Consider the following 25,797-nt stretch of genomic DNA (forward strand, 5'->3'; position numbering starts at 1 on the left):
TATGAATACAGCGGTTGATGCGCCCCAGGCGGTACTTTTCGAGCCGGTCGCCCGCATTTATGGCGAGCCGCTGGCGCATCTGCCGCAGGATCTCTATATCCCGCCCGATGCTCTGGCGATCATGCTCGATGCCTTCGAGGGGCCACTCGACCTGTTGCTCTATCTGATCCGCAAGGCCAATGTCGATATCCTCGATATCCCGATGGCGCCGCTGACCCGGCAGTACCTCAATTACATCGAGAGCATGCGGGCCACCAACCTCGAACTGGCCGCCGACTATCTGGTGATGGCGGCGATGCTGATCGAGATCAAGTCGCGCATGCTGTTGCCGCGGCACAAAGTAGGTGAGGGCGACGAAGCAGAAGATCCGCGGGCTGAACTGGTGCGCCGGCTGATGGAATACGAGCAGATGAAAATCGGCGGCCAGAAGCTCAACGAAATGCCGCAGGCTGAGCGGGAGTTTTTCTGGGTCGAGACGCTGGTCGAGAAGTCGCTCTACGTGCGCTTGCCAGAAGTCTCGGTCGACGATCTCAAGGAGGCCTGGATGGCGGTGGTTCGCCAAGCCCGGTTGAACAAGCACCACAAGATCGGGCGCGAAGAGTTGTCGGTGCGCGAGCACATGGGCATCATTTTGCGTCTGTTGCAGGAGCGCGGCGGCTTCGTGCAATTTGAAACGATGTTCGACCCGGCGATGGGCGCGCCCGGCCTGGTCGTGCATTTCCTGGCCATGCTCGAGCTGGCCCGCGAGAAGCTGGTCGAATTTACCCAAACCGAGGCCTTTGCGCCGATTTACGTGAGAGTGCATCAAGGTGGAACCGAGCCTGGTCAAGAGAGTGCTTGAAGCGGCGCTGCTTGCTGCCCGTGAGCCGATGACGCCGCTCGAACTGCGCAAGATGTTCGATGAGGATCTGTCGGTCGACATCGTGCGCAAGCTACTCGACGAGTTGCGTGAAGAGTGGGCCGAGCGGCCGGTCGAACTGATCCAGCTCGCCTCTGGCTGGCGCTTCAGGACACGGGCCGAGTTTTTGCCTTACCTCGAACGATTGAACCCGGAAAAGCCGCCCCGCTACTCGCGGGCCATGCTGGAAACCTTGGCCATCATCGCCTATCGCCAGCCGGTGACGCGCGGCGATATCGAAGAAATCCGCGGCGTAGCGGTCAACGCCAATGTGATTAAAACGCTTGAAGAGCGAGGCTGGATCGACGTCGTCGGCCATCGCGATACGCCGGGCCGACCGGCCCTGTTTGCCACGACGAAACAATTTCTCGATGATCTGGGTTTGCGCGCTGTCAGCGAACTGCCGCCGCTTGAACAAATCAGCCAGACACTGGAGCTGAACTAATGAAAACTAAACGAAGTCCCTTCCGCCAGTCGCCGAAAAATAGCGATGGCGCCTTTGATAATCGTGTTGTGGTGGCTGCCGTCGATCAAGATGAAGCGCCGCGCCAGCGGGGTGGGCGTCGCAATACAGATGCTGCGCCGGCGGTAGAAGCGCCGGCCAAGCCGAAGCGCCAGCGGATGGGGCCGGCGTCGGGGAGGGCCAATCGCGGCACGGTGGGGCGCAACGGCAAGCTGATACTCGAATCCAAGCCGGAACACCTGCAGAAAGTGCTGGCGCAGGCCGGCATTGGTTCGCGCCGCGAAATGGAGGAATGGATTGCCGCCGGCCGGATCAGCGTTAATGGTGTGACCGCTCAGCTTGGTCAGAGCGTGGTGCCGACCGACAAGGTCAAGATCGGTGGTCGCCTGGTCAATTTGCGCTTTACGACAACCAAGACGCCGCGCATCGTCATGTATCACAAGCCGGAAGGCGAGATTGTTTCGCGTGACGATCCGGAGGGGCGTCCTTCGGTGTTCAATGCCTTGCCGCGTATCCGCGGTGGGCGCTGGATCGCGGTCGGCCGCCTGGATTTCAATACCTCGGGCCTGTTGCTGTTTACCACCTCGGGCGAGTTGGCCAACAAGCTTACGCATCCGAGTTCGGAACTGGTTCGCGACTATGCCGTCCGTGTGCTCGGCGAACTGACTCTCGACGCGCAAAAGCAGCTGCTTGAAGGGATCGAGCTGGAAGATGGTCCGGCTAGCTTCGCCAGCCTGGAAGATGCGGGCGGCGAGGGGGCGAATCACTGGTATCGCGTGACGCTCTATGAAGGCCGCAATCGCGAGGTCCGCCGGATGTTCGAAGCGGTTGGCTGTACGGTCAGTCGCCTGATTCGCGTTCGTTACGGTCCGTTCAACCTGCCGCCGCAATTGAAACGGGGCCGCGTGCACGAATTGAGCGAGCCGGAGGTGAAGGCGTTCGTGCGCGAGCTCGAAAAAATGCTCAAACCGGAAACAATGCTCCCGGAAGGTGCATAAAGTCGGCCTGATTCATTTACTGGAGGGAATAAACTCGTTATAATTCACGGGTTTGTTCCTCCCGTCATTTCTGGCGGGGCATCTTTTTTCGTAAGGTGGGCGTTTCGCCCATTTTTTATTTGTGGCTATGGATTTAAACACGCTGCTTGAAACGACTGTGGTCGGTCTGGGTTATGAACTCGTCGATGTCGAGATGTCGCCGCGCGGCCGCACGATTCGCGTTTTCATCGATACGCCGGGTAAGCCGAGTGGGGTCGATGTCGAGGATTGTGCCAAGGTCTCGAATCAGCTGTCCCGGGTTTTCGAGGTCGAAAACATTGATTACGATCGTCTCGAGATTTCCTCGCCAGGCCTGGATCGTGTCGTCAAGAAAGCGGAAGACTTCGAGCGCTTCGCCGGCCAGGATATTCAAATAAAAATACGTATTCCACAGGGCGGTCGCCGCAATTTCCAGGGCGAGTTGCTGGGTTGTAAGGACGGCAAGGTCGGCCTGCGCCTGGAAAAAGATGATGTGGAACTGGAATTCACCAATATCGAGAAGGCACGTCTGGTGCCTCGTTTCGACTGAAGGACTAGGAGGTTTTAGCCCATGAGCCGTGAAATTTTGTTGCTGGTCGATGCCTTGGCCCGCGAAAAGAACGTCAGCAAGGACATCGTCTTCGGTGCCCTTGAGCTGGCGCTCGCATCCGCGACCAAGAAGCGCATTCATGATGAGGCCGATGTTCGCATCGCAATCGATCGCAATACCGGCAGCTTCGAGTCCTTCCGTCGCTGGCAGGTCGTGCCCGACAATGAGTACGTCAATGAATACCTTGAGGTGCCGCTTTCCGAAGCGCAGAAGGACGATCCGGAAATCGAACCCGGCGATTCCCTCGAAGAGCCGCTGGAGCCGATCGACTTCGGTCGGATCGGTGCCCAGGCTGCCAAGCAGGTCATCCTGCAGAAGATCCGCGACGCCGAGCGCGAACAGATTCTGGCTGACTTCCTGGATCGCAAGGAGCACGTCGTTTCCGGCACCATCAAGCGTATGGAACGTGGCAACGCAATTGTCGAGGCTGGCAAGATCGAAGCCCTGCTGCCCCGCGACCAGATGATCCCCAAGGAAAACCTGCGGGTCGGCGACCGCATCCGCGCCTACCTGCTGCGTATCGACCGCAATGCCCGCGGTCCGCAGATCATCCTGTCGCGCACGGCTCCGGAATTCGTCATCAAGCTGTTCGACATGGAAGTGCCGGAAATTGCCGACGGCCTGATGGAACTGAAAGCCTGTGCCCGCGACCCCGGTCTGCGCGCTAAGATTGCCGTCAAGTCCAACGACCCACGGGTTGATCCGATCGGTACCTGCGTCGGTCTGCGCGGTTCGCGCGTCACCGCCGTGCGTAACGAAATCGGCGGCGAGAACATCGATATCGTGCTGTGGTCGGCAGATCCGGCCCAGTTCGTGATCGGTGCGCTGTCGCCGGCCGAGGTCTCTTCCATCGTTGTCGATGAAGAGAAGCATGTCATGGACGTCGTTGTCGACGAAGACAACCTGGCGATTGCCATCGGGCGTAGCGGACAGAATGTCCGTCTCGCTTCCGAATTGACTGGCTGGACCATCAATCTGATGACCCAGGACGAGTCGGCCAAGCGCTCGGAAGCCGAATATGCGGTGACCCGCGTTACCTTCATGGAAAAGCTCGATATCGACGAGGAACTGGCCGATCTGCTGATCGAGGAAGGTTTCTCGACGCTGGAAGAGGTGGCCTATGTGCCGCTGGCTGAAATGCTCGAAATCGAAGGTCTGGACGAGGATATCGTCAATGAACTGCGTACCCGCGCCCGCAATGTCCTGCTGACCGAGGCGATTGCCGCCGAGGAACAGCTCGAGAATGTGGCCGATGATCTGATCGATCTGGAAGGTATGAGCAAGGAACTGGCTGCAAAACTGGCCGCAAATGGCGTCAAGACCCGCGATGACCTCGCTGAACTGGCGGTGGATGAACTCACGGAATTGACCGGCATCGACGAAGAGCGTGCCAAGGAACTTATTCTGAAGGCACGGGCTCACTGGTTCGAGTGAGCGGGAGGTAGCAAGTATGTCTGCAACAACAGTCTCACAATTTGCCGTTGAACTAAAAATGCCGGTCGCGGCCCTGCTCGAGCAATTGGGCAAGGCCGGCGTGGGCAAGGATGGTTCCAACGATATGCTGAACGATCAGGACAAGGCCAAACTGCTTGATTACCTGCGCCGCGCGCACGGTGACGAGTCGAAGACCAAGATCACCCTGACCCGCAAGCAAACGTCCGAAATCAAGGCCACCGATTCGCATGGTCGCGCTCGCACCGTTCAGGTCGAAGTGCGCAAGAAGCGTGTGCTGGTCAAGCGCGAGCTTGGCGATCAGTTGTCGGACCCTGCGCTCAAGGAAGAAGATGAGCAGCTGGAAGTGCCGGTGGTCGAATTCGTTCCCGAACCGATTCCCGAGCCTGTTCCCGAACCGGTCGTCGAGGTTGTTCCGGAACCCGTTCCCGAACCGGAGGTCGTGACCCTTCCCGAGCCGGAACCGGAACCGGAACCGGAACCGGAACCGGTGTCGACCCCGACCCCCGTCGTTCAGCCGACGGCGCCGACGCGCGCTCAGATCATCGGCGAAAGCGAATTGCGCGCCCGGGAGGAGCAGGCTCGTCGCCACAATCAGTTGCGCGAGATTCAGGAACGCGAGCTGAAGCAAAAGCAGGCCCGCGAAGTCGAGCTGGCCCGCATGCGCCAGCAGGCCGAGGCCGCTGCAGTTGCCGCCAAGGAGGCCGAGCTGGCCAAACAGCAGGCAGCCGCTCAGGCCAAGGCCCAAGAAGGTTCCACCGAAAAAGGTACGCTGCACAAGAAGCCGGATGCACCGGGCAAGGATGCCAAGAAGGGCGGCGGTCGCGCTGACGACGGCAAGAAAAAGCCGGGCATCAAGACGCGTTCGGCCGATACCGGCAGCTCATGGAAGAGCGGGCGCGGTGGCCATAAGAAGCACAGTCATGCGGCCGATGATGGTCAGGGTAGCTTCCAGGCGCCGACCGAAGTCATCGTTCGTGAAATCCATGTTCCCGAAACCATTTCTGTTTCCGACCTAGCACACAAGATGGCCGTCAAGGCGATCGAGGTCATTAAGGTCATGATGAAAATGGGTTCGATGGTCACCATCAACCAGGTGCTGGATCAGGAAACGGCCATGATCGTGGTCGAGGAAATGGGGCACAAGGCGCTGGCTGCGAAACTGGACGATCCCGATGCCTTCCTCGAAATTTCTGCCGAGCACAAGGATGTGCCGCTCGAGTCGCGTGCGCCGGTGGTCACCGTCATGGGTCACGTCGACCACGGCAAGACTTCGCTGCTCGACTATATCCGCCGTGCCAAGGTGGCAGCCGGCGAGGCCGGTGGCATTACCCAGCATATCGGCGCCTACCACGTCGAAACCGAACGCGGCATGCTGACCTTCCTCGATACCCCGGGTCACGAAGCGTTTACCGCAATGCGAGCGCGCGGCGCCAAGGCGACCGACATCGTCATTCTGGTGGTAGCGGCCGACGACGGCGTGATGCCGCAGACCAAGGAAGCGATCCACCACGCCAAGGCGGCCGGCGTACCGCTGGTCGTGGCGATCAACAAGATGGACAAGCCGGATGCCAATCCGGATCGTGTCAAGCAGGAACTGGTTACCGAAGGCGTCATTCCTGAAGAGTACGGTGGTGATTCGCCGTTCGTCGCGGTTTCCGCCAAGAAGGGTACCGGTATCGACGAGTTGCTCGAGCAGGTTCTGCTGCAGGCCGAAGTTCTCGAACTGAAGGCGCAGAAGGATGCTCCGGCCAAGGGCCTGATCATCGAAGCCCGTCTCGACAAGGGGCGCGGTGCCGTGGCGACCATGCTGGTCCAGTCCGGTACGCTGAAGCGCGGCGACGTCATCCTGGCCGGTCAGGTTTCCGGACGGGTTCGCGCCATGCTCGATGAAAACGGCAAGCCGATCAACGAGGCCGGTCCGTCCATTCCTGTCGAAATCCTCGGTCTGTCCGATGTTCCGGCGGCTGGCGAAGAAGCCATCGTGCTGGCTGACGAGAAGAAGGCCCGCGAAATCGCCCTGTTCCGTCAAGGCAAGTTCCGCGACGTCAAGCTGGCCAAGCAGCAGGCGGCCAAGCTGGAAAACATGTTCCAGCAGATGGAAGAAGGCGAGATCAAGACACTGGCCCTTATCGTCAAGGCCGACGTGCAAGGTTCGCAGGAAGCTCTGGTTCAGACGCTGGCCAAGCTGGCCAACGAAGAGGTCCGGGTCAACGTCATTCACGGTGCCGTCGGTGCGATCAGCGAATCCGACGTCAATCTGGCGCAAGCCTCCGGTGCCGTCATCATCGGCTTCAATACCCGGGCCGATGCGGGTGCCCGCAAGCTGGCCGAAACTTTCGGCGTCGATATCCGTTACTACAACGTGATTTACGATGCGGTCGATGAAGTCAAATCTGCACTTTCCGGCATGCTGTCGCCAGAAAAGCGTGAGCAGATCACCGGCATGGTGGAAATTCGTCAGGTCTTCCACGTTTCCAAGGTTGGCGCCATCGCCGGCTGTTATGTTCAGGAAGGTTTCATCAAGCGTAATTCCCGTGTCCGTCTGATCCGCAACAATGTGGTGCAGTGGGATGGCGAACTCGACTCCCTGAAGCGCTTCAAGGATGACGCCAAGGAAGTTCGCAGTAACTTCGAATGTGGTCTATCGCTCAGGAACAACAACGACATTCTCGTTGGCGACCATCTCGAAGCCTATGAAATCCAGGAAGTGGCGCGCTCGCTGTAATGAAGAAAAAGGGTTTTCAGCGTAGCGATCGGGTCGCGGAGCAAGTGCGCCGCGACCTGGCCGATCTTATCCGGACCGAGTTGAAGGATCCACGGGTTGGCATGATCAGTCTGACCGCCGTCGAGTTGACGCCGGATTATGCCCACGCCAAGGTCTTCTTCGCGACGCTCAATGACGAGCATCTGGAGGAAATCGAGCGCGGCCTGAAGCGCGCGGCCGGCTTCCTCCGTCGCGAACTGGGACGGCGAATCCATATCCATACCTTGCCCGAGTTGCATTTCGTCTACGACAACTCCATCGAGCGCGGCGCTAGCATGTCGCTGCTGATCGACCAGGCCAAGGCGATCAGCGACCAGACGCCGGAAGACTGAGTTTTCATGCAAGTCAAGAAGACCTGGCAACGGGTCGACGGCGTTCTATTGCTCGACAAACCGATTGGGCTGACCTCAAACGATGCGTTGCAGAAGGCGCGGCGCTTGTTCTCGGCCGCCAAGGGCGGCCATACCGGCACCCTCGATCCGCTGGCCACCGGTCTGCTGCCGCTCTGCTTCGGCGAAGCGACCAAGTTCTCGGCCGACCTGCTCGATGCCGACAAAACCTACGAGGCTGTTCTCAAGCTCGGCATTACAACCGACTCCGGCGATGCCGAGGGGCAGGTCATTGCGACAACTGCCGTAGATGTCGCCGAAAGTGACGTTCTTCGGGTGCTGCCGCAATTCACCGGCGATATCCAGCAAATTCCGCCGATGCATTCGGCCCTCAAGCGCAACGGCCGGCCTTTGTACGAACTGGCTCGCCAAGGCATTGAGGTTGAGCGTGCCGCACGGGCAGTGACTATTTACGCCATCGATCTGCTGGCTTTTTCCGGCGACGGCCTTACCTTGCGCGTCGCATGCAGCAAGGGCACCTACATCCGCGTTCTGGCTGCCGACATCGGCTTGGCGCTGGGTTGCGGCGCGCATCTGGCCGCCTTGCGGCGGACCGTGGTCGGCGATCTTGATCTGGCGCACGCAGTGACGCTGGCCGAACTGGAGGTGCTCGACGAAAGCGGCCGGGCAGGGCATCTGCAAGCCGTCGATGCGTTGCTGCATACCTTGCCGGTCGTGACGGTCGAAGGCGAGGCCGCCGAGCGTTTCCGTCATGGCAATCCGGTCGATCTGCCGGAAGGCTTGTCCGGGAAGATTAGGGTCTACGCCGATGGTCTTTTGATCGGGGTTGGCGAGCCGGGCCCTGACGGTCGCCTGTGGCCGAAACGACTGGTGCAATTGGCCGCGTAAGCTGGTACAATCGCGCGCTTTCCGTCGCCAACGGGAAAAATTCAATCAACTTGGCGCTCGCTCTATCAAACCGGGGCAGCGTCGTAACCATGAAAGAGGGTTTTGAGATGGCATTCACCACCGAAATCAAGGCCGGCATCGTTGCCGAATATCAGCGCGCTCAGGGCGACACCGGTTCCCCGGAAGTGCAGATCGCTCTGTTGACCGCCCGCATCAACGACCTGACCCCGCACTTCAAGGAGCACAAGAAGGACCACCACTCCCGTCGTGGTCTGCTCCGTCTGGTTAGCCAGCGCCGCAAGCTGCTGGACTACCTGAAGGGCAAGAACGTCGATTCTTACCGTACCCTGATTACCCGCCTCGGTCTGCGGAAGTAAGCCAGACTGAAGCCTCCGAGAGAGCGGCCCGGATGATTCCCGGCCGCTTTTTTGTTTTTTGATGTTGTCTGTTGTGTTGTGTGAAGTTCATTGTGATGAGAGTGAAAGGAAAATATGTTTAATGTCGTGAAAAAGACGTTCGCCTATGGGGACCATCAGGTCACCCTGGAGACCGGCGAAGTTGCCCGCCAGGCTGGCGGTGCCGTATTGGTTTCGATGGAAGAGACCGTTGTTTTGGTAACTGTCGTTGCCGCCAAGAATGCCAAACCAGGTCAGGATTTCTTTCCGCTGACCGTCGATTACCAGGAAAAAGTGTACGCAGCCGGCCGTATCCCCGGCGGCTTCTTCAAGCGCGAAGGTCGTCCTTCCGAAAAGGAAACCCTGACCTGCCGCCTGATCGATCGTCCGATTCGCCCGTTGTTCCCGGACGGTTTCTATAACGAAGTCCAGGTCATCGCGACCGTCGTCTCACTGAACCCGGATGTCGATTCCGACATCCCGGCCCTGCTCGGTGCCTCCGCCGCTCTGGCGATCTCCGGCGTGCCGTTCAACGGCCCGATCGGCGCCGCCCGCGTCGGCTACATCGACGGCCATTACGTGCTGTGCCCGACCCTGAGCCAACTCAAGACGAGCCAGCTCGATCTCGTCGTCGCCGGTACCGAAGCTGCCGTGCTGATGGTTGAGTCCGAAGCCGACCAGCTGTCCGAGGAAGTTATGCTCGGTGCCGTCGTGTTCGGCCACACCGAAATGCAGAAGGCGATCAACGCAATCAACGAACTGGTCGAAGAAGCCGGCAAACCGGAATGGGAATGGCAAGCCCCGGCCAAGGACGAAGCGCTGGTCGCCAGCCTGTCCGCGTTGGTTACTGCCAAGCTCGAGGAAGCCTACAACATCACCGTCAAGCAAACGCGTAGCCAGGCCGTCAAGCTCATCCGCGCCGAAGCCATCGCCGCGCTGTGCACGGGCGAAGGTGCCCCGGACGAGAATACCGTCGGTAACCTGTTCCACGAAATCGAAGCTTCCATCGTTCGCGGTCGCATCCTGAGCGGCGCGCCGCGGATCGACGGTCGCGACACCCGCACCGTGCGTCCGATCACCATGCGTTCCGGCGTCCTGCCGCGCACCCATGGCTCGGCTCTGTTCACCCGTGGCGAAACCCAGGCCCTGGCTGTTGCCACCCTCGGCACCAACCGCGACGAGCAGATCATCGACGCCCTGGCCGGTGAATACCGCGACCGCTTCATGCTGCACTACAACATGCCCCCGTACGCCACCGGCGAATGCGGTCGTGTCGGTACGCCGAAGCGTCGCGAAATCGGTCATGGCCGTCTGGCCAAGCGCGCACTGCTCGCCGTGCTGCCGAAGCCGGAAGATTTCTCCTACTCGATGCGCCTGGTGTCGGAAATTACCGAATCCAACGGCTCCTCCTCAATGGCTTCCGTTTGCGGCGGCTGTCTCGCCCTGCTCGACGCCGGTGTGCCGCTCAAGGCGCACGTCGCCGGCATCGCCATGGGCCTGATCAAGGATGGCAACCGGTTTGCCGTGCTGACCGACATCCTCGGCGACGAAGATCACCTCGGCGACATGGACTTCAAGGTGGCTGGTTCGACCGCAGGTATTACTGCGCTGCAGATGGACATCAAGATCCAGGGCATCACCAAGGAAATCATGCAGGTTGCGTTGGCTCAGGCGAAGGATGCCCGCATTCATATCCTCGGCCTGATGCAGGAATCGGCTGCTGGCCCGCGTGAAGAAATGTCGGCCTATGCACCGCGTCTGTACACCTTCAAAATCAATCCGGAAAAAATCCGTGACGTGATTGGCAAGGGCGGCGCTGTTATCCGCGCCCTGACTGAAGAAACAGGCACTACGATCGACATCCAGGATGACGGCACGATCACCATCGCCGCCACCAGCGGCGAAGCCGCTGCGCTGGCGCGTTCGAAGATCGATGCGATCACGGCGGAAGTCGAGATCGGCAAGATCTACGAAGGTACCGTATTGAAGATTCTTGATTTCGGCGCAATCGTTTCAGTCCTGCCGGGCAAGGATGGTCTGCTGCACATCTCCCAGATCGCCCAGGAACGAGTCAACAAGGTCGAAGACTACGTCAAGGAAGGTCAGATCGTTCGCGTCAAGGTTCTCGAGACCGACGACCGCGGCCGCGTCAAGCTGTCCATGAAGGCGGTCGCCGCAGAAGAAGGTGGCGTCGCACCGGTTCAGCAGGAGCAGCAACAGCAGTAATCGTTTGCGGATGATTCGCGCGCCAGCGTGAGTCATCGCTTCGGCAATAAAAAGGGCGCCGCAGGGTGCCCTTTTTTCATGTCGTAAGGTTTATTACGTATGCTATTTGGCTGTCTTGCATCGTGAATATTGACATAACGAAAATGGCGAAGCCAAGCTTCGCCATTTTTGCGCTGACCGAAATTGATGTTCGGTCCTGGCCGGAAAAGACTTGGCGATTTACTTCGCCATCTGTTTCTCTTTCATCTCGTCCAGCGTCTTGCAGTCGATGCACAGCGTGGCCGTAGGGCGGGCTTCCAGGCGCTTGATGCCGATCTCGACACCGCACTTGTTGCAATAGCCATAGTCGCCGTTTTCGATGCTGCTGAGTGTCTCGTCGATCTTCTTGATCAGCTTGCGTTCGCGGTCACGATTACGCAGCTCGATGGCGATGTCGGTCTCCTGGCTGGCGCGATCGTTGGGGTCGGCAAATACCGTGGCCTCGTCCTGCATGGTGTGCACAGTGCGGTCGATATCCTCGCTCAACTCCTTCTTGAGCGTTTCGAGAATCTTGCGGAAATGCCCGAGTTGTTTCGCGCTCATGTAGTCCTCACCCACTTTGGGTTCGTACGGAGCGAAATGTTTATGGAGCAGGTCTTCTGCCATTTTCTTTGTGCGTCCTGGTGGCGAAAAAGGCGATTAAATATCAGAAAGGCGCCAGCTAGGCAAGGAAAGTTTATTTGCCGAAGATAGGCTCTTGATCTGGTGCGGGTTTCCGCGAGGTGCTAAAATCCGTTTCCTCGTGTCGGGGCGTAGCGCAGCCTGGTAGCGCATCTGCTTTGGGAGCAGAGGGTCGTGAGTTCGAATCCCACCGCCCCGACCAATTTCTTCCCTGTTTTTCCAGCATCACCCTCAAGTGCCCGTAGCTCAACTGGATAGAGCAGCTGCCTTCTAAGCAGCAGGTCGGGGGTTCGAGTCCCTCCGGGCACGCCAGTCTTTCACTGGCAACATGGGCAGACCGGTTTCCAAGGTTTCATTTCCCCTCCTTAATCAGGCAGAATAAAGGGCTGAAGACAATTGGCCGGCAAGCGTCTGTGCGGCAATCTTGGGAGTGAAAATGATTCTGGTCACCGGCGGCGCGGGTTATATCGGCTCACACACAGTTGTTGAATTGCTGTCAGCAGGCCATGAACTACTGATTCTCGACAATTTTTCCAATAGTTCGTCGCGGGTGCTTGAGCGAATCGAGCAGATTTCCGGACGGCGGCCATCCGTCATAGAGGGGGATGTCCGCGATGGCGCCTTGTTGGATAAGCTGTTCGCCACCTATCCCGTCACTTCGGTAATTCATTTCGCCGGCCTGAAGGCAGTTGGTGAATCGGTCGAGCAACCGATGCGCTATTACGACAACAATGTCGTCGGCTCCCTGCGCCTCTTCGAAGCTATGGCCAGGGCGGGGGTCTACCGGCTGGTATTCAGTTCCTCTGCCACGGTCTATGGCGATCCGCACAAGGTTCCCATCGACGAAAGCTTTCCGCTCCAGGCGACCAACCCCTATGGACGCAGCAAACTGATCATCGAGGATATGCTGCGCGACATGGGCCGGGCCGATCCGCAATGGCGGGTCGTGCTGCTCCGTTATTTCAATCCCGTCGGCGCGCACGCCAGCGGCTTGATCGGCGAAGATCCGCAAGGCATCCCCAACAACCTGATGCCGTTTGTCGCCCAGGTAGCAGTTGGCCGGCGGGCCGAGCTCAGTGTGTTTGGCGGCGACTACCCAACCGTCGATGGCACTGGGGTGCGCGACTATATTCACGTGGTCGATCTCGCCCGTGGCCATTTGGCGGCGCTGGCAGCGCTGGAGCGGCAGGGCGGGGTCGTTCCGGTCAATCTGGGTACGGGGCGCGGCTACAGCGTGCTGGAGGTCGTCAAAGCGTTTGAGAAGGCCAGCGGCCAAGCCGTGCCTTGCCGGATTGTCGACCGCCGGCCTGGCGATATCGCTGCCTGCTATGCCGATCCCCGGCGTGCCAAGGAGTTGCTCGGTTGGTCGGCCGAGCGCGATATCAATGCCATGTGTGCCGATGCCTGGCGTTGGCAGTCGGCCAATCCTCTGGGGTTCAACGGTTGAGTCGGAGCATGCGCCAAGCCAACGGACCCGCATGCTGACCGCGCCGATTTCCACGGAAAAACTGGTCGAGGTATTGCAGGCTAGTCGGGTCTTCGGTGTCCTGGATGAGGCTGTCCTGCTCGATTTTGCCAGCGAACTGGAACTGCTGTCGGTCAAGGGCGGATGCCCTGTTCTTCATGAAGGCGAAAACTCTGAAAGCATGCTGATTCTGGTCAGCGGCCGCTTGCGAGTGTCGCGGCGCAATGCCGATGGTTCGCTCCTGCTTTACAACGAAATTTGTCCGGGCGAGACGGTCGGCGAAACCGGCATGGTCCTGCAGCAGGCGCGATTTGCCGATGTCACGGCGCTTCGCGACTCGACCATTGCCCTGCTACGTCGTGAATGCTTCGAGGAGCTTCTCGGCCGCCACCCGGTGCCGCTGAATCGTGTTTTTGCCCAGGCGGTCTATCACCAGTTGCGCCATACCCCGCAATTAATGGAGCAGCAACGCGCCCACACCATCGTTATCGTGCCGCTCCGCGATCCTAATCTGGGAGCAGCGGTGGCCAGCGCCCTGACGAGTGCGCTGGAGTCGATGGGACGAACCCGGAAAGTCGGTCAGGAAGACCTCGATCTGCTTCAGTTGGACGCACTGGAGAGCGAGTACGAATTTATCGTGCTGGAAACGGATGCCAGCGATTCGGAGCGTACCCACCTGGCTTTTCGGCAGGCTGATCAGGTGGTCTTCGTCGCTTCCGAAGACGAGTCGAATGAATTGTCCGAAGTCGAGTGCGGTCTTGCCCGAGAGGCCGGCTTCCTGATGAAACGCAAGCATCTGGCGCTTTGCCACAAGGCCGATGCCGAAGGGCCAGGGGATATGCCGGCCTGGCTGCACGGGCGCGACATCGAACGGGTTTATCCGCTGCGGGCGGGGCGCCAGCGGGACTATGCCCGTTTGGCGCGTTTCCTGACCAGCAGTGCGGTGGGCCTGGTGCTGGGCGGCGGCGGCGCGCGCGGATTCTCGCACCTCGGGGTGCTGCGGGCGCTCGAGGAAAACGGGATTCCCGTAGATATTATTGGCGGCAATAGCATGGGGGCACTGATCGGGGCGCAATACGCTTGTGGTGTGCCGATCGACGAAATTCTTGAGCGGACACAGCGCTTTGCTTTGGGCGGCGAGCGTCCGACGTTGCCGTTGATCTCGCTGCTTTCCGGCAAACGACTGGAACGTGATCTGCACCGTATGTTTGGCGATATTCGCATCGAACAGTTGTGGCGTCCTTTTTTCGCGGCGGCCTGCAATCTCAGTCGGGTCTGCACGACGGTTCAGGACAACGGCCTGCTCTGGCGGGCGGTGCTGGCCAGCAACTCGCCGGCCGGGCTGCTGCCGCCAGTGATCTACAACGGTGACCTGCTGGTCGATGGGGCGATTCTCGACAACGTGCCGGTTAGCGCCATGCGCGGACGGCTGGGGACGCCGCTCGAACGGCGGCGGGGAAATGGAACGGTCATCGCGGTGGACGTCGATGTGCGCGAGAACCTGTGCGTCGATCCTGAATTGTTGCGACTTTCGGTCTGGCGAACCTTGAAAGGCTATTTTCGGGCAACCGGGGAAGGTGCGCCTTCCATCGGGGCTATCCTTTACCGGGCGGGGCATATCGGCGGCATGCACGAGCGGGCGCGGACGATGGCGATGGCTGACTTCTGCCTTGAGCCGCCGGTGGCGGAATTCCCGCTGATGGCTTACCGCCGTGCCGACGAAATTGCCGAAGCCGGTTACCGTTATGCGATGGAAGAGATTGCCCAATGGGACAAAACGATACTTCGGCGCTAGCAGGCGATGTCCTTCCGCTTTCCTTGAGCCAGCAGGAAGTCTGGCTCGACCAGCGGGCCTGGCCGGGAAGCACGCATCTCAACATCGGTGGGGCGGGGTATATCGATGGCCCGTTCGACCTGGCGTTGTTTCGTCGGGCGTTGGCGCATCTGGTGGCCGAAAGCGAGGCCTTGCGGCTGGTTCCGCTGGCCGATGGCGGGCAGCGCCTGCTGGCGGCCTACGAAGCCCCGTTGAAAGAGGTCGACCTGTCGACAGCCGCCGAGCCTTTGTCGGCAATGCGTACCTGGTGGCAGAATTGGATGGTCGAGCCCTTTGCCTTCGATGGAACACCACCCTGGCGCTTTGCGCTGCTACGCTACAGCGACCGTCTGCATGGGCTGACCATTCAGTTTCACCACCTGATCATGGATGGTTGGGGTACTTCGCAGGTCATGCAGCGCTGGGCAGCCATTTACAATGCTCTGGTTCGTGGCGAAAAGCCGGCGCCGACCTCCGATCCGGGATATCGCCGGTTTGTTGCCGAATCCCTGGAATACCGTAGCTCATCGGCTTTTGAGAAAGATGCCGCATTCTGGCAGGAACAGGTCCCGGCCTTGCCACCACCCCTGTTCGAACGGCGCTGTCGGCTCGAAACGCAGGGCGGGCTGCCATCTGCTCACCTCCACACCGAGAGCTTGCCACGGGCGGACTATGATCGGCTGGCTGCCGTGGCAATGGGCCTGGGGGCGACGCACTTCACTTTTCTGATTGCCGTTCTCGCCGCTTATTTTTCCCGGGCATACGGTCGGCAGGAGGTGCTGATCGGACTGCCCAGTCTCAATCGTTCCAGCAAGCGTTATCGCGAGACCCAGGGCATGTTTGTCGGGGTGTTTCCATTGCTTGTCCGGGTCCAGCCGGGCGCGACGTTTCGCGAACTGCTTGACTCGGTCGGCCTTGCCCTAAAGGCGGCGATACGCCATCAACGTTACCCGATCAGTGAAGTCGCGCGCAGTCTCGGGGCCATCCGGCAGCGTCGCGACAGCATATTCGATGTCCTTTTTTCCTTTGAGCGGCAGGACTACGATCTGAACTTCGGGGAGGGGCGCTCCTTCGGTTCGCGACAGATATTTTCAGGACTCTCCAGGTATCCCTTGGGTATCACGCTGTGCGAGTTCCAGTCGGTTCAGGATGCGGAGCTGACCTTGGAAGCCAGTCCGGCCTGCTTTTCGGAAGGCGAAGTCGCCTTCCTCGGCAAGCGCCTGGTGCACTTGATGCTGGCGATGGCCGAGGACCCCGCAGGGCGGGTAGCTGACTTCTCCCTGGCCGCGCCAGTTGAGTTGCAAGCGCTACTTAGTGGCCAAGGGGCATCCTCGTCCATTCCTGTGCTGGCGGAGCCATATATCCGGCAATTCAAACGACAGGCCGAAATATCTCCGCAGGCAGTTGCGCTGGTCTGGGATGGCGGGCAATTCGACTATGCTACCTTGGACTCTTGGTCGGACTGTCTGGCCGGGCGCCTGCAAAGCGTGGGCGCGGGCCGGGACAAAATCATTGCCCTGGCCATGGGGCGCTCCCCCGAACTGGTGGCAGCCTTGCTGGCGGTTAGTAAGGTCGGTGCGGCATTTCTGCCGCTTGATCCGGATGCCCCCTTACCCCGATTACAGGCCATCGTCCGGGATAGTGGGGCGCTGGCCCTGCTCGTTCAACCTGAACTTCATGAGCGGTTTTCGCCGCTGCATTCGACGGTGATGGCCATTGCGTCGATACCGGAGCAGGGAGCGGTACTGTTTGGCGGAGTGCAGGCAATGCCGGGTGACCTGGCCTATGTGCTGTTTACCTCCGGATCGACCGGGAGAGCGAAGGGAGTGATGGTCGAGCATGGCGCATTGGCTTTGAGGCTGGCATGGATTGCCAAAGCCTGGGGTGTGCAGCCTTCCGACCGCACCGGGCAGTGCACGCAGGCGACCTTCGATCCTTCGCTGATCGAGCTGTTCGTGCCATTAATCAAAGGCGCCAGCATTGCCTTGTTGCCACCCGGGCGAATGTTGCCGAGTGCGTTTGGGCCATTTGCCGTGCGCAACGAGGTTACGATCATGGCACTCGTGCCATCGACGCTAAGCGGCTTGCTCGAATCGCTCGCCGATCGCTCCCGACTGAAGCTGCGGGTTGCCTGTTGTGGCGGGGAGGTGTTGCCGGCCGACCTGGCTAACCGTTTTCTCGATGAAACCGGTGCCCGCTTGTTCAATGTCTATGGGCCGACTGAAACGGCGATTTTCGCCACGGCTTGGGAGTGTGTTCGCCAGTTGGGCAAAACCACCTTGCCGGTTGGCCGAGCGATCGATGGTTCCCGTATTTACGTTCTCGATGCCGGCCGCCAGCTATTGCCGTTCGGCATTTCGGGAGAAGTCTATATAGCCGGCCAAGTCGTTGCACGTGGCTACCTCAATCAACCGGAAACTGATCGCGAAGCCTTCTTTGACGATCCGTTCTTTCCCGGCGAGCGGATGTATCGAACCGGTGATCGAGGCTGGCTGGCTTGCGATGGCAATTTGCATTTCATGGGCCGTCTTGATCGCCAGATCAAACTACGCGGTTACCGCATTGAATTGGGTGAAATCGAGTCCGTTTTGCTTGCCCTCGATGGCGTTCAGCAGGCCGCTGCCAAGGTGCTGGATCGAGAGGGGAGGGCAATTATCCATGTCTGGCTGGCCGGCTCGCCACACATCTCGGGGAAGCGGGTCCGGCAGCATTTGGCTAGCAGCTTGCCGGACTACATGTTGCCCTCAGGTATTTCATGCCTACCTGAACTTCCCTTGAGCAGTACCGGGAAAATTGCCTATGATCTGCTTCCTGATCCCGATGAGCAGTTGCAAGCTGTTGCCCACCCTGTACCCTCCAATGCTATGGAGGGGGCCTTGCTGGCGCTATGGAAGGCGGTTCTCAAACGTGATGTCTTGGGGGTGAGCGACAATTTTTTTGATATCGGAGGCGACTCCCTGGCAGCCGTCGATATCCTCGCTGGCATAGAAACGCTGGTCGGTCGGGCAGTTCCACTTTTCCTGTTAACTGAAAATCCAACGGTGGAGAGTTTGGCGCGAGCAGTTGGAGGAGGTACCGATAGTGGTCTACCGCCCAACGATATCATGCTGGCGCTCGGTCAAAAGTCGGGCAGGATGGCTCTTTACATGGCAGCCTCCGGCCATGGTGATCTGATTCGTTTCCAGAGGCTTGCCGATGCTTTATCCGGTGTCTGCAGTTTCTACATGTTGCAGCCGCCAGCAGGGAGGCCATTCGCCAGCATTTCCGATCTTGCGAATACTTACGCGGAGCAGATCGTGCAAAATGGCCAGCCTGGTGTTATAGCGGGTTTTTCCGTCGGTGGTATTGCGGCCTTGGAAACGGCACGCGTCTTGCGGTTACGCAATGCTCGCGTCCACAGTGTGTGCCTGATCGATGTTGTATTCCCCGGTCGAATATTTCGCAGTGCCATTTTCTGGCGCTCTCTCGGCTGGCTTGCTCGTCAGCTCAATGCCTATGAACTCAGTATGAACGGGAGGCATTTGGGGGCGCTGTTTAGCGATCCGGGGCTTGTCGCCCAGATTTACGCGATGGAGAGTTACAGCCTCAAGCCATACCAAGGGTCAGTGGTTCAAATCAACTCATCAGGACTGATGCGCTGGGATCGATGGGTATTTAAGCCTTGGAAGCGCTATGTTTCTCCAGTTCTTGACAGTTACATCGTCCCGGGCCTGCATGGTTCCATTTTTGATGAGTCAAGTATCAATTCGCTTGCTGCGGCCTTACGCTCGGTTCTTGATGGTCTGACAATTGATAATCTCACTCGCAAGCCGCAATAGCATTTCGGCAGCTGTTACGGACTAGTGGAGCAAATTGCCATGCAAAAGCAGGTTTTTAGTAGGGTATCTTGAAGAGAATGCTGGATGCCAGATCCTATTTGCGGCGAGCGTGGCTGCTCTTGTTTCTTTTGGTTTGTTTGTTGGCGATGGCCCTGGCATGGCAATGGATGCCTTTGCAGAGCTATCTCGATGTCGAGAGAGGTAGTCTGCATCAGTCAATTGAATGGATGCGGCGTTTTCCGTTGTTGGCCATTGCTGTTGTTGCATTGGCCAGTACTTTGGCCATTCCGCTTGCAGTGATCATTGTTATTGGGGTCCTCATTTTTGGGCCACTTCTTGGTTCCGCTTACATTTTATTGGGTGCCGAAATTGGTGCGGTCACCAGTTTTTTGCTTGGTAGATATCTGGGACATGCGGCATTGAAACTCTTTGCCAGTGAAAAGACCAATTCCATCAGTCAGCGCTTGGGCCAACGAGGATTCATTTCAATCGTGTTAATTCGGCTGATTCCTGCCGCGCCGTTTGCGGTAGTGAATATGATTGCCGGAGCTTCACATGTCAGGCTCCGGGATTTTCTCGCAGGAACGCTGGTTGGCATGCTTCCCGGTATCCTTGTTATCGGTATTCTCGCCGACCAGATTGCGGAAGCGATTAACAGTCCCGACTGGCGAACCGGAGTTGGCGTATTGGTTGTCGTATGCCTAGCCGTGGCAGGCGGCATTGCCTTTCGGAAATGGCTTCAGAAGCCGCAGAAGATCACCCGGGATATGGAGTGATTTGGTCCAGTTTAATATGTGGGGTAGTCGCCTATTGCCGGTTTTTTTCTGAGATGAACATCTTCCGTAGTAAATGGGGGACTAGTAAGTGCAAGGGCATGCGTAGGTAGTGAGAGCGGACAAACACCAAGAAATTTGCTAGCGACGTCATTGGCCGTTTTTCAAATTCAAAAACAGAGCCAATTGACCGGATCAGAATGTAGGTCGTGTAGGCTGCGACAGGACTCGATGGCTTTCCGCACGAATTTGTCAGGTGCAGCGCGTTATCGGGAATGCTTGTTCCTAAAAAGTAACGACAGCAATAAAGTGCGTAATAGAGAGGTCGGCTGAGATCCAACTCTATGGCTCGACCGGTTAGTTCCGCCCAGAAACTTTCTGTGATGGCAAACTGACTTAGCAAGCTGTCAATGTCGACAAGATCGCGCAGGCCGTGCTCCATTTCACCATCATGAAATAGGTGTGTGGCGCTGTGAAGAATCATATCGATTGGCGCCAGGGTGAGAGCACCGGAGATTTCTTTCAGCGGCATTGCCTTGTGCCAGAGTTGATTGACATCGGGTTTTAGTGCTGCTGTCGGCGGCAGTATGGTGTGATGAACGTCAAGTGTTGTACCGCGTCCAAGATGGCGCAAGGGGGGGAGTTCATGCATCCAAGTTCGATAGTAGCGCTGGTCATATGCATCGAGTTTTCCTGGAAACCACCCGTTTCCAACAAGCGCCCGCTCAGCCTCGAGGATCATTTTGTGGGGCACCATAATGTCAATGTCCGACAAAACGCGGCCATTGCCTGCATCGTGGCCCGTAATGATGTAGGCGCCGCCTTTAAGCACCACGAAGGGGATGTTATGAGGGTGCAGGGTATGCTGGATTTGGGTTATTTCCCAGGCAACACTGCGATATTGACTCTCTGCAACGCGTAGTGCGCTGGATATGTGCGGTATGACTTTCTTAGGGAGTGCGCTGAGCAAATCAGCTTGGCGAGCAAGGTGAGCGACACGACTCAGCAGGTATCCACGACGTGCGGTTCGAATGAGCAAATCCCAGTCGGTGGCCGAAAGGTCTTTGAGTGCGGCATGAGGAGAGCGCAGGAAGCGGATTAGTGGATGGTTCTTTATCATTCAAGAAGCATCGTTTCCAGAGCGTCAATAGCTTCGTTCAGGTGGGAGTAATGCAATGTTCTTCCAGCGCATCGATCAGCGATGCTGGCCAGGCAGTGAAATCCGTCAACGCCAAGGACCGGGTAATTGAAGCAGTTTTCTGCCAACTTCATCATGGTCGTCCCCTTGCTTATCGGCTCAAAATCGAGGGTTGAGTCCTTCTGGTACCGTGGAAAAACGACGGCAAAGGGGAGGGCATTCTGGCTACTGGCATCGACGCTCGAGTTCGGAACCAGCATATGGGCAACGTTGCCCTTGGCCGTATCCTTGATGACATCTCCAAATACTACGTTTTCATCAAACTGCTGGATAACCTCAATCGAGTTGTTCTTTAGGCCAATAGGTCGTGGAAATGGATAGATTTGGTGGTCTTCCAGCGAGATGAGGGCCATTTCATCGGAGAGTAGTCTCCAACCTCGACATGTCAAGGCCGCGCAGAGAGTGCTTTTTCCACTCCCCGGGGTTCCTGGGAAGATGATCCCTTTGCCATCCTTTTCGACGACTGCCGAATGGATAATGGCAAATTGATGGCAATGATTGGCGACAACCCAGTTCAAGCCCCACTCGAACATGGCAAAGGCTTGATTTAAAGGTAGTGGCTTGAAAGGGAAATGCCGATCGCATGAAAAATTGACTTGGGGGCGAACCCATCGGCGGAGCATTGATGGTGAGTCAATTTCGATACGGAAATCTATAAATTCGCCCTCAGCGGCCAAGGAATAGTTTGCGTAAAGTAGTGACAGTCCGCGCGCGACCTGTGGCAACGACGAACGGATCGAAATGTCAAAACCGGCCAAGGAGATAAGAAGAGATCCTTCTCGGAGACGTTTCCGAATCTCTTGCTGGGACAGCGATGATAGCTTCACAGAGCGGCGGGGGGGATTAAACCAATGGTGCGAAACTGGTTTAGTGTCCGGTCTATAAAATCCTCGATTTCCTGTTCGCTGCCTTCAACATATGGGGCTATATCGTTGCACAACATGCCCCGCTCTTTAGGGCTTTCTTTTAATAGAGCCAATACGACCGAAGCCGGAGGGAAGACGAAATGCGTTTCGCCAGAAAGCTTGTCAAAAATGACCATGTCTTCACCAAGACAGTGTTCTATAAAACGCTGAGTATTGGCAACGAGAACTAACAATGGTTAAGGTCAATGCGTTAAATGGCGACTGTTCAGCCCCAAGTTGAGCCGAGGAAGTCTTGTAGACCGCTATAGGTCGGGGAAGCGGCGCACCACCGGCCAAGTCCAGTACCTGTTGTGCCGTCAAGATGTAGTTGAAATTTGGATCGACGCTACTATACAGGGCGTTGAAATAGGCGCAAACAAGATGTCGCGTCAATGGATAGGAGCTATTATCTTGCAGGATATCGCGGATGGGGGTGCCCGACAGTACGCCTTCTTTGATCAGTACGCCCGGCAGGGCCTCTACTGGTGAGCCATCTTTGTAGCACGCTGTTACGTTTAGCTTCGGAGAACCATGTTTATAGCAAGAACTATCCTCCGCTTGGGTTTTGAAGGTGCCGAAGGTGAATCCAATGAGTGACCAAGCCTGAATAGTCGTGTTCTGGCCGAGCCTCCCGCCAGAGGTTCCCCATTGACCAGGACTCCAGCCTTTGCTGCAATTGCTGTCGCGATTTGGATCGGACAGGTTTCCAGACAGCATGTTGGAAAGACACTGTCCAGCCAAAACTGAACGGCTGGCAAGTGTCAAGATCACTGGCACTCCAACACCAAGCCCAGTCAACTTGCGTCGTCCTGAATTCTTTACTGCTTCGTATTGTGAGGCAGGAGGAAAACTGTCGGCTGGAGCCGCGGTATTCTGAGGCTGCTTAAAATCATCGTTGCGTAGTGACATAACTAACTCCAAACCCCAGGGTCTAATAGGCTAACTATAAAGAGCAATATTCACGCCAAGCATTTATTTTATTGATTTTTATGTATTAATTATATTTTTTTGGGTGGTGTGTTGTTGTGCTTACGTTGAGTGTAAAAAAAACCGACACTTCCAATTGACCACTCGAACGAGAACACTTCACTTGGGATTATAGGTTTACATGGGACTAGCGGGCAGACTGTTTGACCAGTTCTGTGAGGAAATTCGCAGGAATAGCGTAAGAAATGCCAGAAGGGTGGGTCAGTGCGGCTTCTTTGCTGCCTTTTACAAAAACCATGTTAATGACTCCGATTACCTCACCGGTCTCCTCATTGAAAACGGGGCTTCCACTGTTGCCGGGATAGGCGGTTGCATCCAGTTGAAAAATGTTGAACGTGCCACTCTTCAACTGGCGAATGAGATTGGAGTTGATCTGCTGGGCATTTCCGGCAGGTAATGCGATTGGAGTAATTGAGGAAACAATGCCGCGATGTGTCACCGGTGAAAAGCCCAGCGCGCCGCCAATCGGGAAGCCGGTAAAGCCGATAGCCTGCCCCTCACGGACGGCGTCCGAATTGTGAAGTTTCAAGGTGGGCAGGGCCGGGCCTTCAATACGTAAGACCGCAAGGTCATGCTCCTTGTCTCGGCTGGCCAGAAAGGCGCGTCGGACCTGAGGGTCGCCATTGGCACCCCGTGCCTGGATGACCAAAGCCGGTGCATCGGGTTCAGCGCTGTCAGGTACGACGTGAGCATTGGTTGCCACCAGATTTCCGTTGCCGATGACAAAGCCGGTACCGCGCAGGACAAACTGGGGGCTGCTGGTCTTTTTGTAGGTGCCGACGACCACGATTGAGGGCTTGATACGTTCGATGGTATCGGCCAGTTCAGCCAGTGACGGGGTGGTAAGGAAAAAGGCAAGAGACGTAAACCAGCGCACCGCCGGTGCGATGACGAGGCTCACATCAGCCTGCGCGAGGCGATTCTAGGCATTTCGGGGGAGGGAGTGGTGACACCGGGGTCGAATGGGTGATCCTCGCGTTTGAAAATTTCCCTAATTCGTTTGACGTAGCCCTGAGTTTCTGGGAAAGGCGGAATGCCACCAAAACGGTTAACCGCGCCTTCGCCCGCATTGTAGGCAGCAGCGACGAGCATTACATCACCTTTGAAGTAGGCGAGAAGCCAGCGCAAATAGGCCAGGCCGCCACGAATATTCTGTTCTGGATCGAAGGGCTTCTTGACGTTAAAGCGATCGGCGGTTTCTGGGATCAACTGCATTAAGCCTTGGGCATTCTTTGGGGATACCGCTGCCGGGTTGAAGTTGGATTCAGCGCGAATGATGGCCATCGCCAGCCGGGGGTAAATGCCATACTCCGGGGCCAGTTTGAGTACCAGATCCATAACTTTCTTGTGTTCCGGCATGGCCTTGTCAACGATGTCGTTGCCATCGCTGTCGAAGAGACATTCTGGTGGCTTGGTAGGTGGATCACCGACCTGGCGCAACATGCGTTGGGAGAGTACGTCGCCCTGTTTGGCCGCCATTGCAAAAAAGTAAGCAGCAGTTTCATCATCGCGGGTTATCCCGCGGCCGTTTGCGTACATCCAACCAAGGTTGTACTGCGCCTCGATGTCCCCCAAGCGTGACGCCTCGCAGTACAGCTGAACCGCCTTGAGCGTGTCGCGCGGCACGCCATTGCCGTGCTCGTGATTTCGCGCTTCGCTGCGCAGGCTGGCCGCCCGCTCACTTTTCGTCGCATCAGCCAGCGCGGGCCTGCCCAAGACACTGAGGACCAGCAAAACACAAAGCGCCCAAGGCTTGCGGCGATGCCAATGGTTCAGCCTTGAGCGCTTCATGTTTGCCTCCTAGAGACGCCAGATATCTACGCCGGCAGCAGCAAAGGCCACCGGGTCCAGCATACTTTTCACGTCGGTGATCACGCCGCACTCTTCTAGTTTAGACAAGAAATCGGAAGTTGGCCGGGATTTGAATTGGCGATGGTTGACGGCAGCCACAATGGCTCCAGCCTTGGGTAGATCGTCCCAGGCGACAAGGTCAACCCCATATTCGTGACGAGCTTCCCCGGTGTCGGCCACCGGATCGTGCACGACGACCTTGGCTCCATAGGATTCCAGTTCGCGAATGACGTCGATGACTCGTGAATTACGCAGATCGGGGCAGTCTTCCTTGAAGGTGAGGCCAAGAACGATGATTGGGCGATCCTTGACCGGGTGGCCGTTACGGATTAGTTGCTTGATGGTTTGTTCGGCTACGAACTTGCCCATGCCGTCGTTGATGCGCCGACCGGCGAGAATGACTTCCGGGTGATAACCGAGTTTCTGTGCCTTGTGCGTCAGGTAATACGGGTCGACGCCGATGCAATGGCCACCCACTAGGCCCGGACGGAAAGGCAGGAAATTCCACTTGGTACCTGCGGCCTGCAGGACTTCCAGCGTATCGATGCCGATCTTGTCGAAGATGATGGCAAGCTCGTTCATCAGGGCGATATTAAGGTCGCGCTGGGTATTTTCGATAACTTTAGCGGCTTCTGCTACCTTGATGTTCGAGGCTGGGTAAACACCGGCGGTGATGATGCTGCCATAGATCTCCTTGACCGTGGCCAGGGTTTCCGGGGTATCGCCGGAAACAACCTTGACGATCTTGGTCACCGTGCGTTCCTTGTCGCCCGGATTGATCCGTTCCGGCGAATAGCCGACGAAGAAATCCTTCTTCCAGGTCTTGCCGGACTCACGCTCGAGGATGGGAATGCAGACTTCTTCCGTGGCACCAGGGTATACCGTTGATTCATAGACGACGATGGCGCCTTGTTTGAGGTTCTGACCGACGGCTTTTGAGGAACCGACCAAGGGGCTGAAATCCGGCTGGTGGGCGTCGTCGACCGGTGTCGGTACGGCGACGATGACGAAATCCGCCTCCTTCAGCGCGGCGGGGTCGGTTCCAACCTCAAGCCGGGTCGCGGACTTGAGATCATCGCTACTGACTTCGCCTGTCGGGTCAACATGCCGCTTGTAAGCGGCAATCTTCTCGGTGGAGAGATCGAAACCAATGGTGCGAAACTTTTTCCCGAATTCGACAGCTAGGGGCAAACCCACGTAGCCCAGTCCAACTACAGCGATTGTTGTCATCTTTTACCTGTTTCAGATAGGGTGAATATAGA

22 protein-coding genes and 2 tRNA genes are annotated in these 25,797 nt (G+C 57.6%); 16 read left to right on the forward strand and 8 right to left on the reverse strand.

Going from position 1 to position 25,797, the window contains the following annotated elements; all coding sequences use genetic code 11:
- Nucleotide 1 precedes the first annotated feature (1 nt).
- The 10 genes from NQE15_RS12060 (at nucleotide 2) to pnp (ending at nucleotide 11,065) form a co-directional block, all read left to right on the forward strand.
- On the forward strand, nucleotides 2-841 hold the full coding sequence (locus NQE15_RS12060; RefSeq protein WP_265941634.1) for a segregation and condensation protein A: 840 nt from the start codon (nucleotides 2-4) through the stop codon (nucleotides 839-841).
- A gap of 28 nt (nucleotides 842-869) precedes the next feature.
- On the forward strand, nucleotides 870-1,343 hold the full coding sequence (gene scpB, locus NQE15_RS12065; protein WP_265950263.1) for an SMC-Scp complex subunit ScpB: 474 nt from the start codon (nucleotides 870-872) through the stop codon (nucleotides 1,341-1,343).
- Nucleotides 1,343-2,359 carry a 23S rRNA pseudouridine(2605) synthase RluB gene (gene rluB / locus NQE15_RS12070; RefSeq protein ID WP_265941636.1) on the forward strand — a complete coding sequence of 339 codons (1,017 nt, stop codon included), beginning with the start codon at nucleotides 1,343-1,345 and terminating at the stop codon, nucleotides 2,357-2,359. The genes scpB and rluB overlap by 1 nt, the downstream gene beginning before the upstream one ends.
- Before the next feature lie 127 nt (nucleotides 2,360-2,486).
- The gene (rimP, locus tag NQE15_RS12075) at nucleotides 2,487-2,927 is read left to right on the forward strand and encodes a ribosome maturation factor RimP (protein WP_265950264.1); all 441 of its coding nucleotides are present in this window, start codon (nucleotides 2,487-2,489) and stop codon (nucleotides 2,925-2,927) included.
- Nucleotides 2,928-2,948: 21 nt separating this feature from the next.
- Complete coding sequence (nusA, locus tag NQE15_RS12080) at nucleotides 2,949-4,421, forward strand: transcription termination factor NusA (protein WP_265941638.1); 1,473 nt, start codon at nucleotides 2,949-2,951, stop codon at nucleotides 4,419-4,421.
- Between the two features lie 16 nt (nucleotides 4,422-4,437).
- Entirely contained in the window at nucleotides 4,438-7,167 is a 2,730-nt protein-coding gene (gene infB, locus NQE15_RS12085) for a translation initiation factor IF-2 (RefSeq protein ID WP_265941640.1), read from the forward strand.
- Nucleotides 7,167-7,538, forward strand: a complete 372-nt coding sequence (gene rbfA / locus NQE15_RS12090; protein WP_265941642.1) for a 30S ribosome-binding factor RbfA — start codon at nucleotides 7,167-7,169, stop codon at nucleotides 7,536-7,538. The genes infB and rbfA overlap by 1 nt, the downstream gene beginning before the upstream one ends.
- Nucleotides 7,539-7,544: 6 nt before the next feature.
- A complete protein-coding gene (gene truB / locus NQE15_RS12095) occupies nucleotides 7,545-8,444 on the forward strand; it encodes a tRNA pseudouridine(55) synthase TruB (protein ID WP_265941644.1) in 900 nt (299 codons plus the stop codon).
- Between the two features lie 107 nt (nucleotides 8,445-8,551).
- The gene (gene rpsO, locus NQE15_RS12100) at nucleotides 8,552-8,821 is read left to right on the forward strand and encodes a 30S ribosomal protein S15 (protein ID WP_265941646.1); all 270 of its coding nucleotides are present in this window, start codon (nucleotides 8,552-8,554) and stop codon (nucleotides 8,819-8,821) included.
- A gap of 114 nt (nucleotides 8,822-8,935) precedes the next feature.
- Nucleotides 8,936-11,065, forward strand: a complete 2,130-nt coding sequence (gene pnp / locus NQE15_RS12105; RefSeq protein WP_265941648.1) for a polyribonucleotide nucleotidyltransferase — start codon at nucleotides 8,936-8,938, stop codon at nucleotides 11,063-11,065.
- A 219-nt stretch (nucleotides 11,066-11,284) separates the two neighbouring features.
- Here the strand turns inward: pnp and dksA are convergent, their stop codons facing one another.
- Entirely contained in the window at nucleotides 11,285-11,710 is a 426-nt protein-coding gene (dksA, locus tag NQE15_RS12110) for an RNA polymerase-binding protein DksA (protein ID WP_265941650.1), read from the reverse strand.
- A 140-nt stretch (nucleotides 11,711-11,850) separates the two neighbouring features.
- Between dksA and NQE15_RS12115 the strand changes: the two genes are divergently transcribed.
- The 6 genes from NQE15_RS12115 to NQE15_RS12145 all read left to right on the forward strand — a co-directional run bounded on the left by NQE15_RS12115 (nucleotide 11,851) and on the right by NQE15_RS12145 (nucleotide 19,597).
- A tRNA-Pro gene (locus NQE15_RS12115) sits at nucleotides 11,851-11,927 on the forward strand.
- 33 nt (nucleotides 11,928-11,960) lie between these two features.
- A tRNA-Arg gene (locus NQE15_RS12120) sits at nucleotides 11,961-12,037 on the forward strand.
- Nucleotides 12,038-12,155: 118 nt separating this feature from the next.
- On the forward strand, nucleotides 12,156-13,172 hold the full coding sequence (gene galE, locus NQE15_RS12125; RefSeq protein ID WP_265941652.1) for a UDP-glucose 4-epimerase GalE: 1,017 nt from the start codon (nucleotides 12,156-12,158) through the stop codon (nucleotides 13,170-13,172).
- 31 nt (nucleotides 13,173-13,203) lie between these two features.
- Nucleotides 13,204-14,985 carry a patatin-like phospholipase family protein gene (locus tag NQE15_RS23885; RefSeq protein WP_323054891.1) on the forward strand — a complete coding sequence of 594 codons (1,782 nt, stop codon included), beginning with the start codon at nucleotides 13,204-13,206 and terminating at the stop codon, nucleotides 14,983-14,985.
- The gene (locus tag NQE15_RS12140; protein ID WP_265941654.1) at nucleotides 14,958-18,821 is read left to right on the forward strand and encodes a non-ribosomal peptide synthetase; all 3,864 of its coding nucleotides are present in this window, start codon (nucleotides 14,958-14,960) and stop codon (nucleotides 18,819-18,821) included. Before NQE15_RS23885 ends, NQE15_RS12140 begins: the two co-directional genes overlap by 28 nt.
- 77 nt (nucleotides 18,822-18,898) lie before the next feature.
- Nucleotides 18,899-19,597, forward strand: coding sequence for a TVP38/TMEM64 family protein (locus NQE15_RS12145; protein WP_265950265.1), 699 nt, complete (start codon nucleotides 18,899-18,901; stop codon nucleotides 19,595-19,597).
- Nucleotides 19,598-19,628: 31 nt separating this feature from the next.
- Here the strand turns inward: NQE15_RS12145 and NQE15_RS12150 are convergent, their stop codons facing one another.
- From NQE15_RS12150 to NQE15_RS12180, 7 genes are all read right to left on the reverse strand, one after another.
- Nucleotides 19,629-20,714 carry a nucleotidyltransferase family protein gene (locus NQE15_RS12150; RefSeq protein WP_265941656.1) on the reverse strand — a complete coding sequence of 362 codons (1,086 nt, stop codon included), beginning with the start codon at nucleotides 20,712-20,714 and terminating at the stop codon, nucleotides 19,629-19,631.
- Nucleotides 20,711-21,550, reverse strand: coding sequence for an HprK-related kinase A (locus tag NQE15_RS12155; protein ID WP_265941659.1), 840 nt, complete (start codon nucleotides 21,548-21,550; stop codon nucleotides 20,711-20,713). The genes NQE15_RS12150 and NQE15_RS12155 overlap by 4 nt, the downstream gene beginning before the upstream one ends.
- A gap of 65 nt (nucleotides 21,551-21,615) precedes the next feature.
- On the reverse strand, nucleotides 21,616-21,834 hold the full coding sequence (locus NQE15_RS12160; RefSeq protein ID WP_265941660.1) for an HPr-rel-A system PqqD family peptide chaperone: 219 nt from the start codon (nucleotides 21,832-21,834) through the stop codon (nucleotides 21,616-21,618).
- 4 nt (nucleotides 21,835-21,838) lie between these two features.
- Entirely contained in the window at nucleotides 21,839-22,606 is a 768-nt protein-coding gene (locus NQE15_RS12165; RefSeq protein WP_265941662.1) for a hypothetical protein, read from the reverse strand.
- Between the two features lie 205 nt (nucleotides 22,607-22,811).
- The gene (locus NQE15_RS12170; protein ID WP_265941664.1) at nucleotides 22,812-23,585 is read right to left on the reverse strand and encodes a S1C family serine protease; all 774 of its coding nucleotides are present in this window, start codon (nucleotides 23,583-23,585) and stop codon (nucleotides 22,812-22,814) included.
- Nucleotides 23,582-24,475: a transglycosylase SLT domain-containing protein gene (locus NQE15_RS12175; RefSeq protein WP_265941667.1), complete on the reverse strand. Its 894-nt coding sequence runs from the start codon at nucleotides 24,473-24,475 to the stop codon at nucleotides 23,582-23,584. The genes NQE15_RS12170 and NQE15_RS12175 overlap by 4 nt, the downstream gene beginning before the upstream one ends.
- Nucleotides 24,476-24,484: 9 nt before the next feature.
- Complete coding sequence (locus NQE15_RS12180) at nucleotides 24,485-25,765, reverse strand: nucleotide sugar dehydrogenase (protein WP_265941669.1); 1,281 nt, start codon at nucleotides 25,763-25,765, stop codon at nucleotides 24,485-24,487.
- Nucleotides 25,766-25,797: the final 32 nt, after the last annotated feature.

The sequence above is a fragment of the Dechloromonas sp. A34 genome (assembly GCF_026261605.1).
Lineage (GTDB): Bacteria > Pseudomonadota > Gammaproteobacteria > Burkholderiales > Rhodocyclaceae > Azonexus.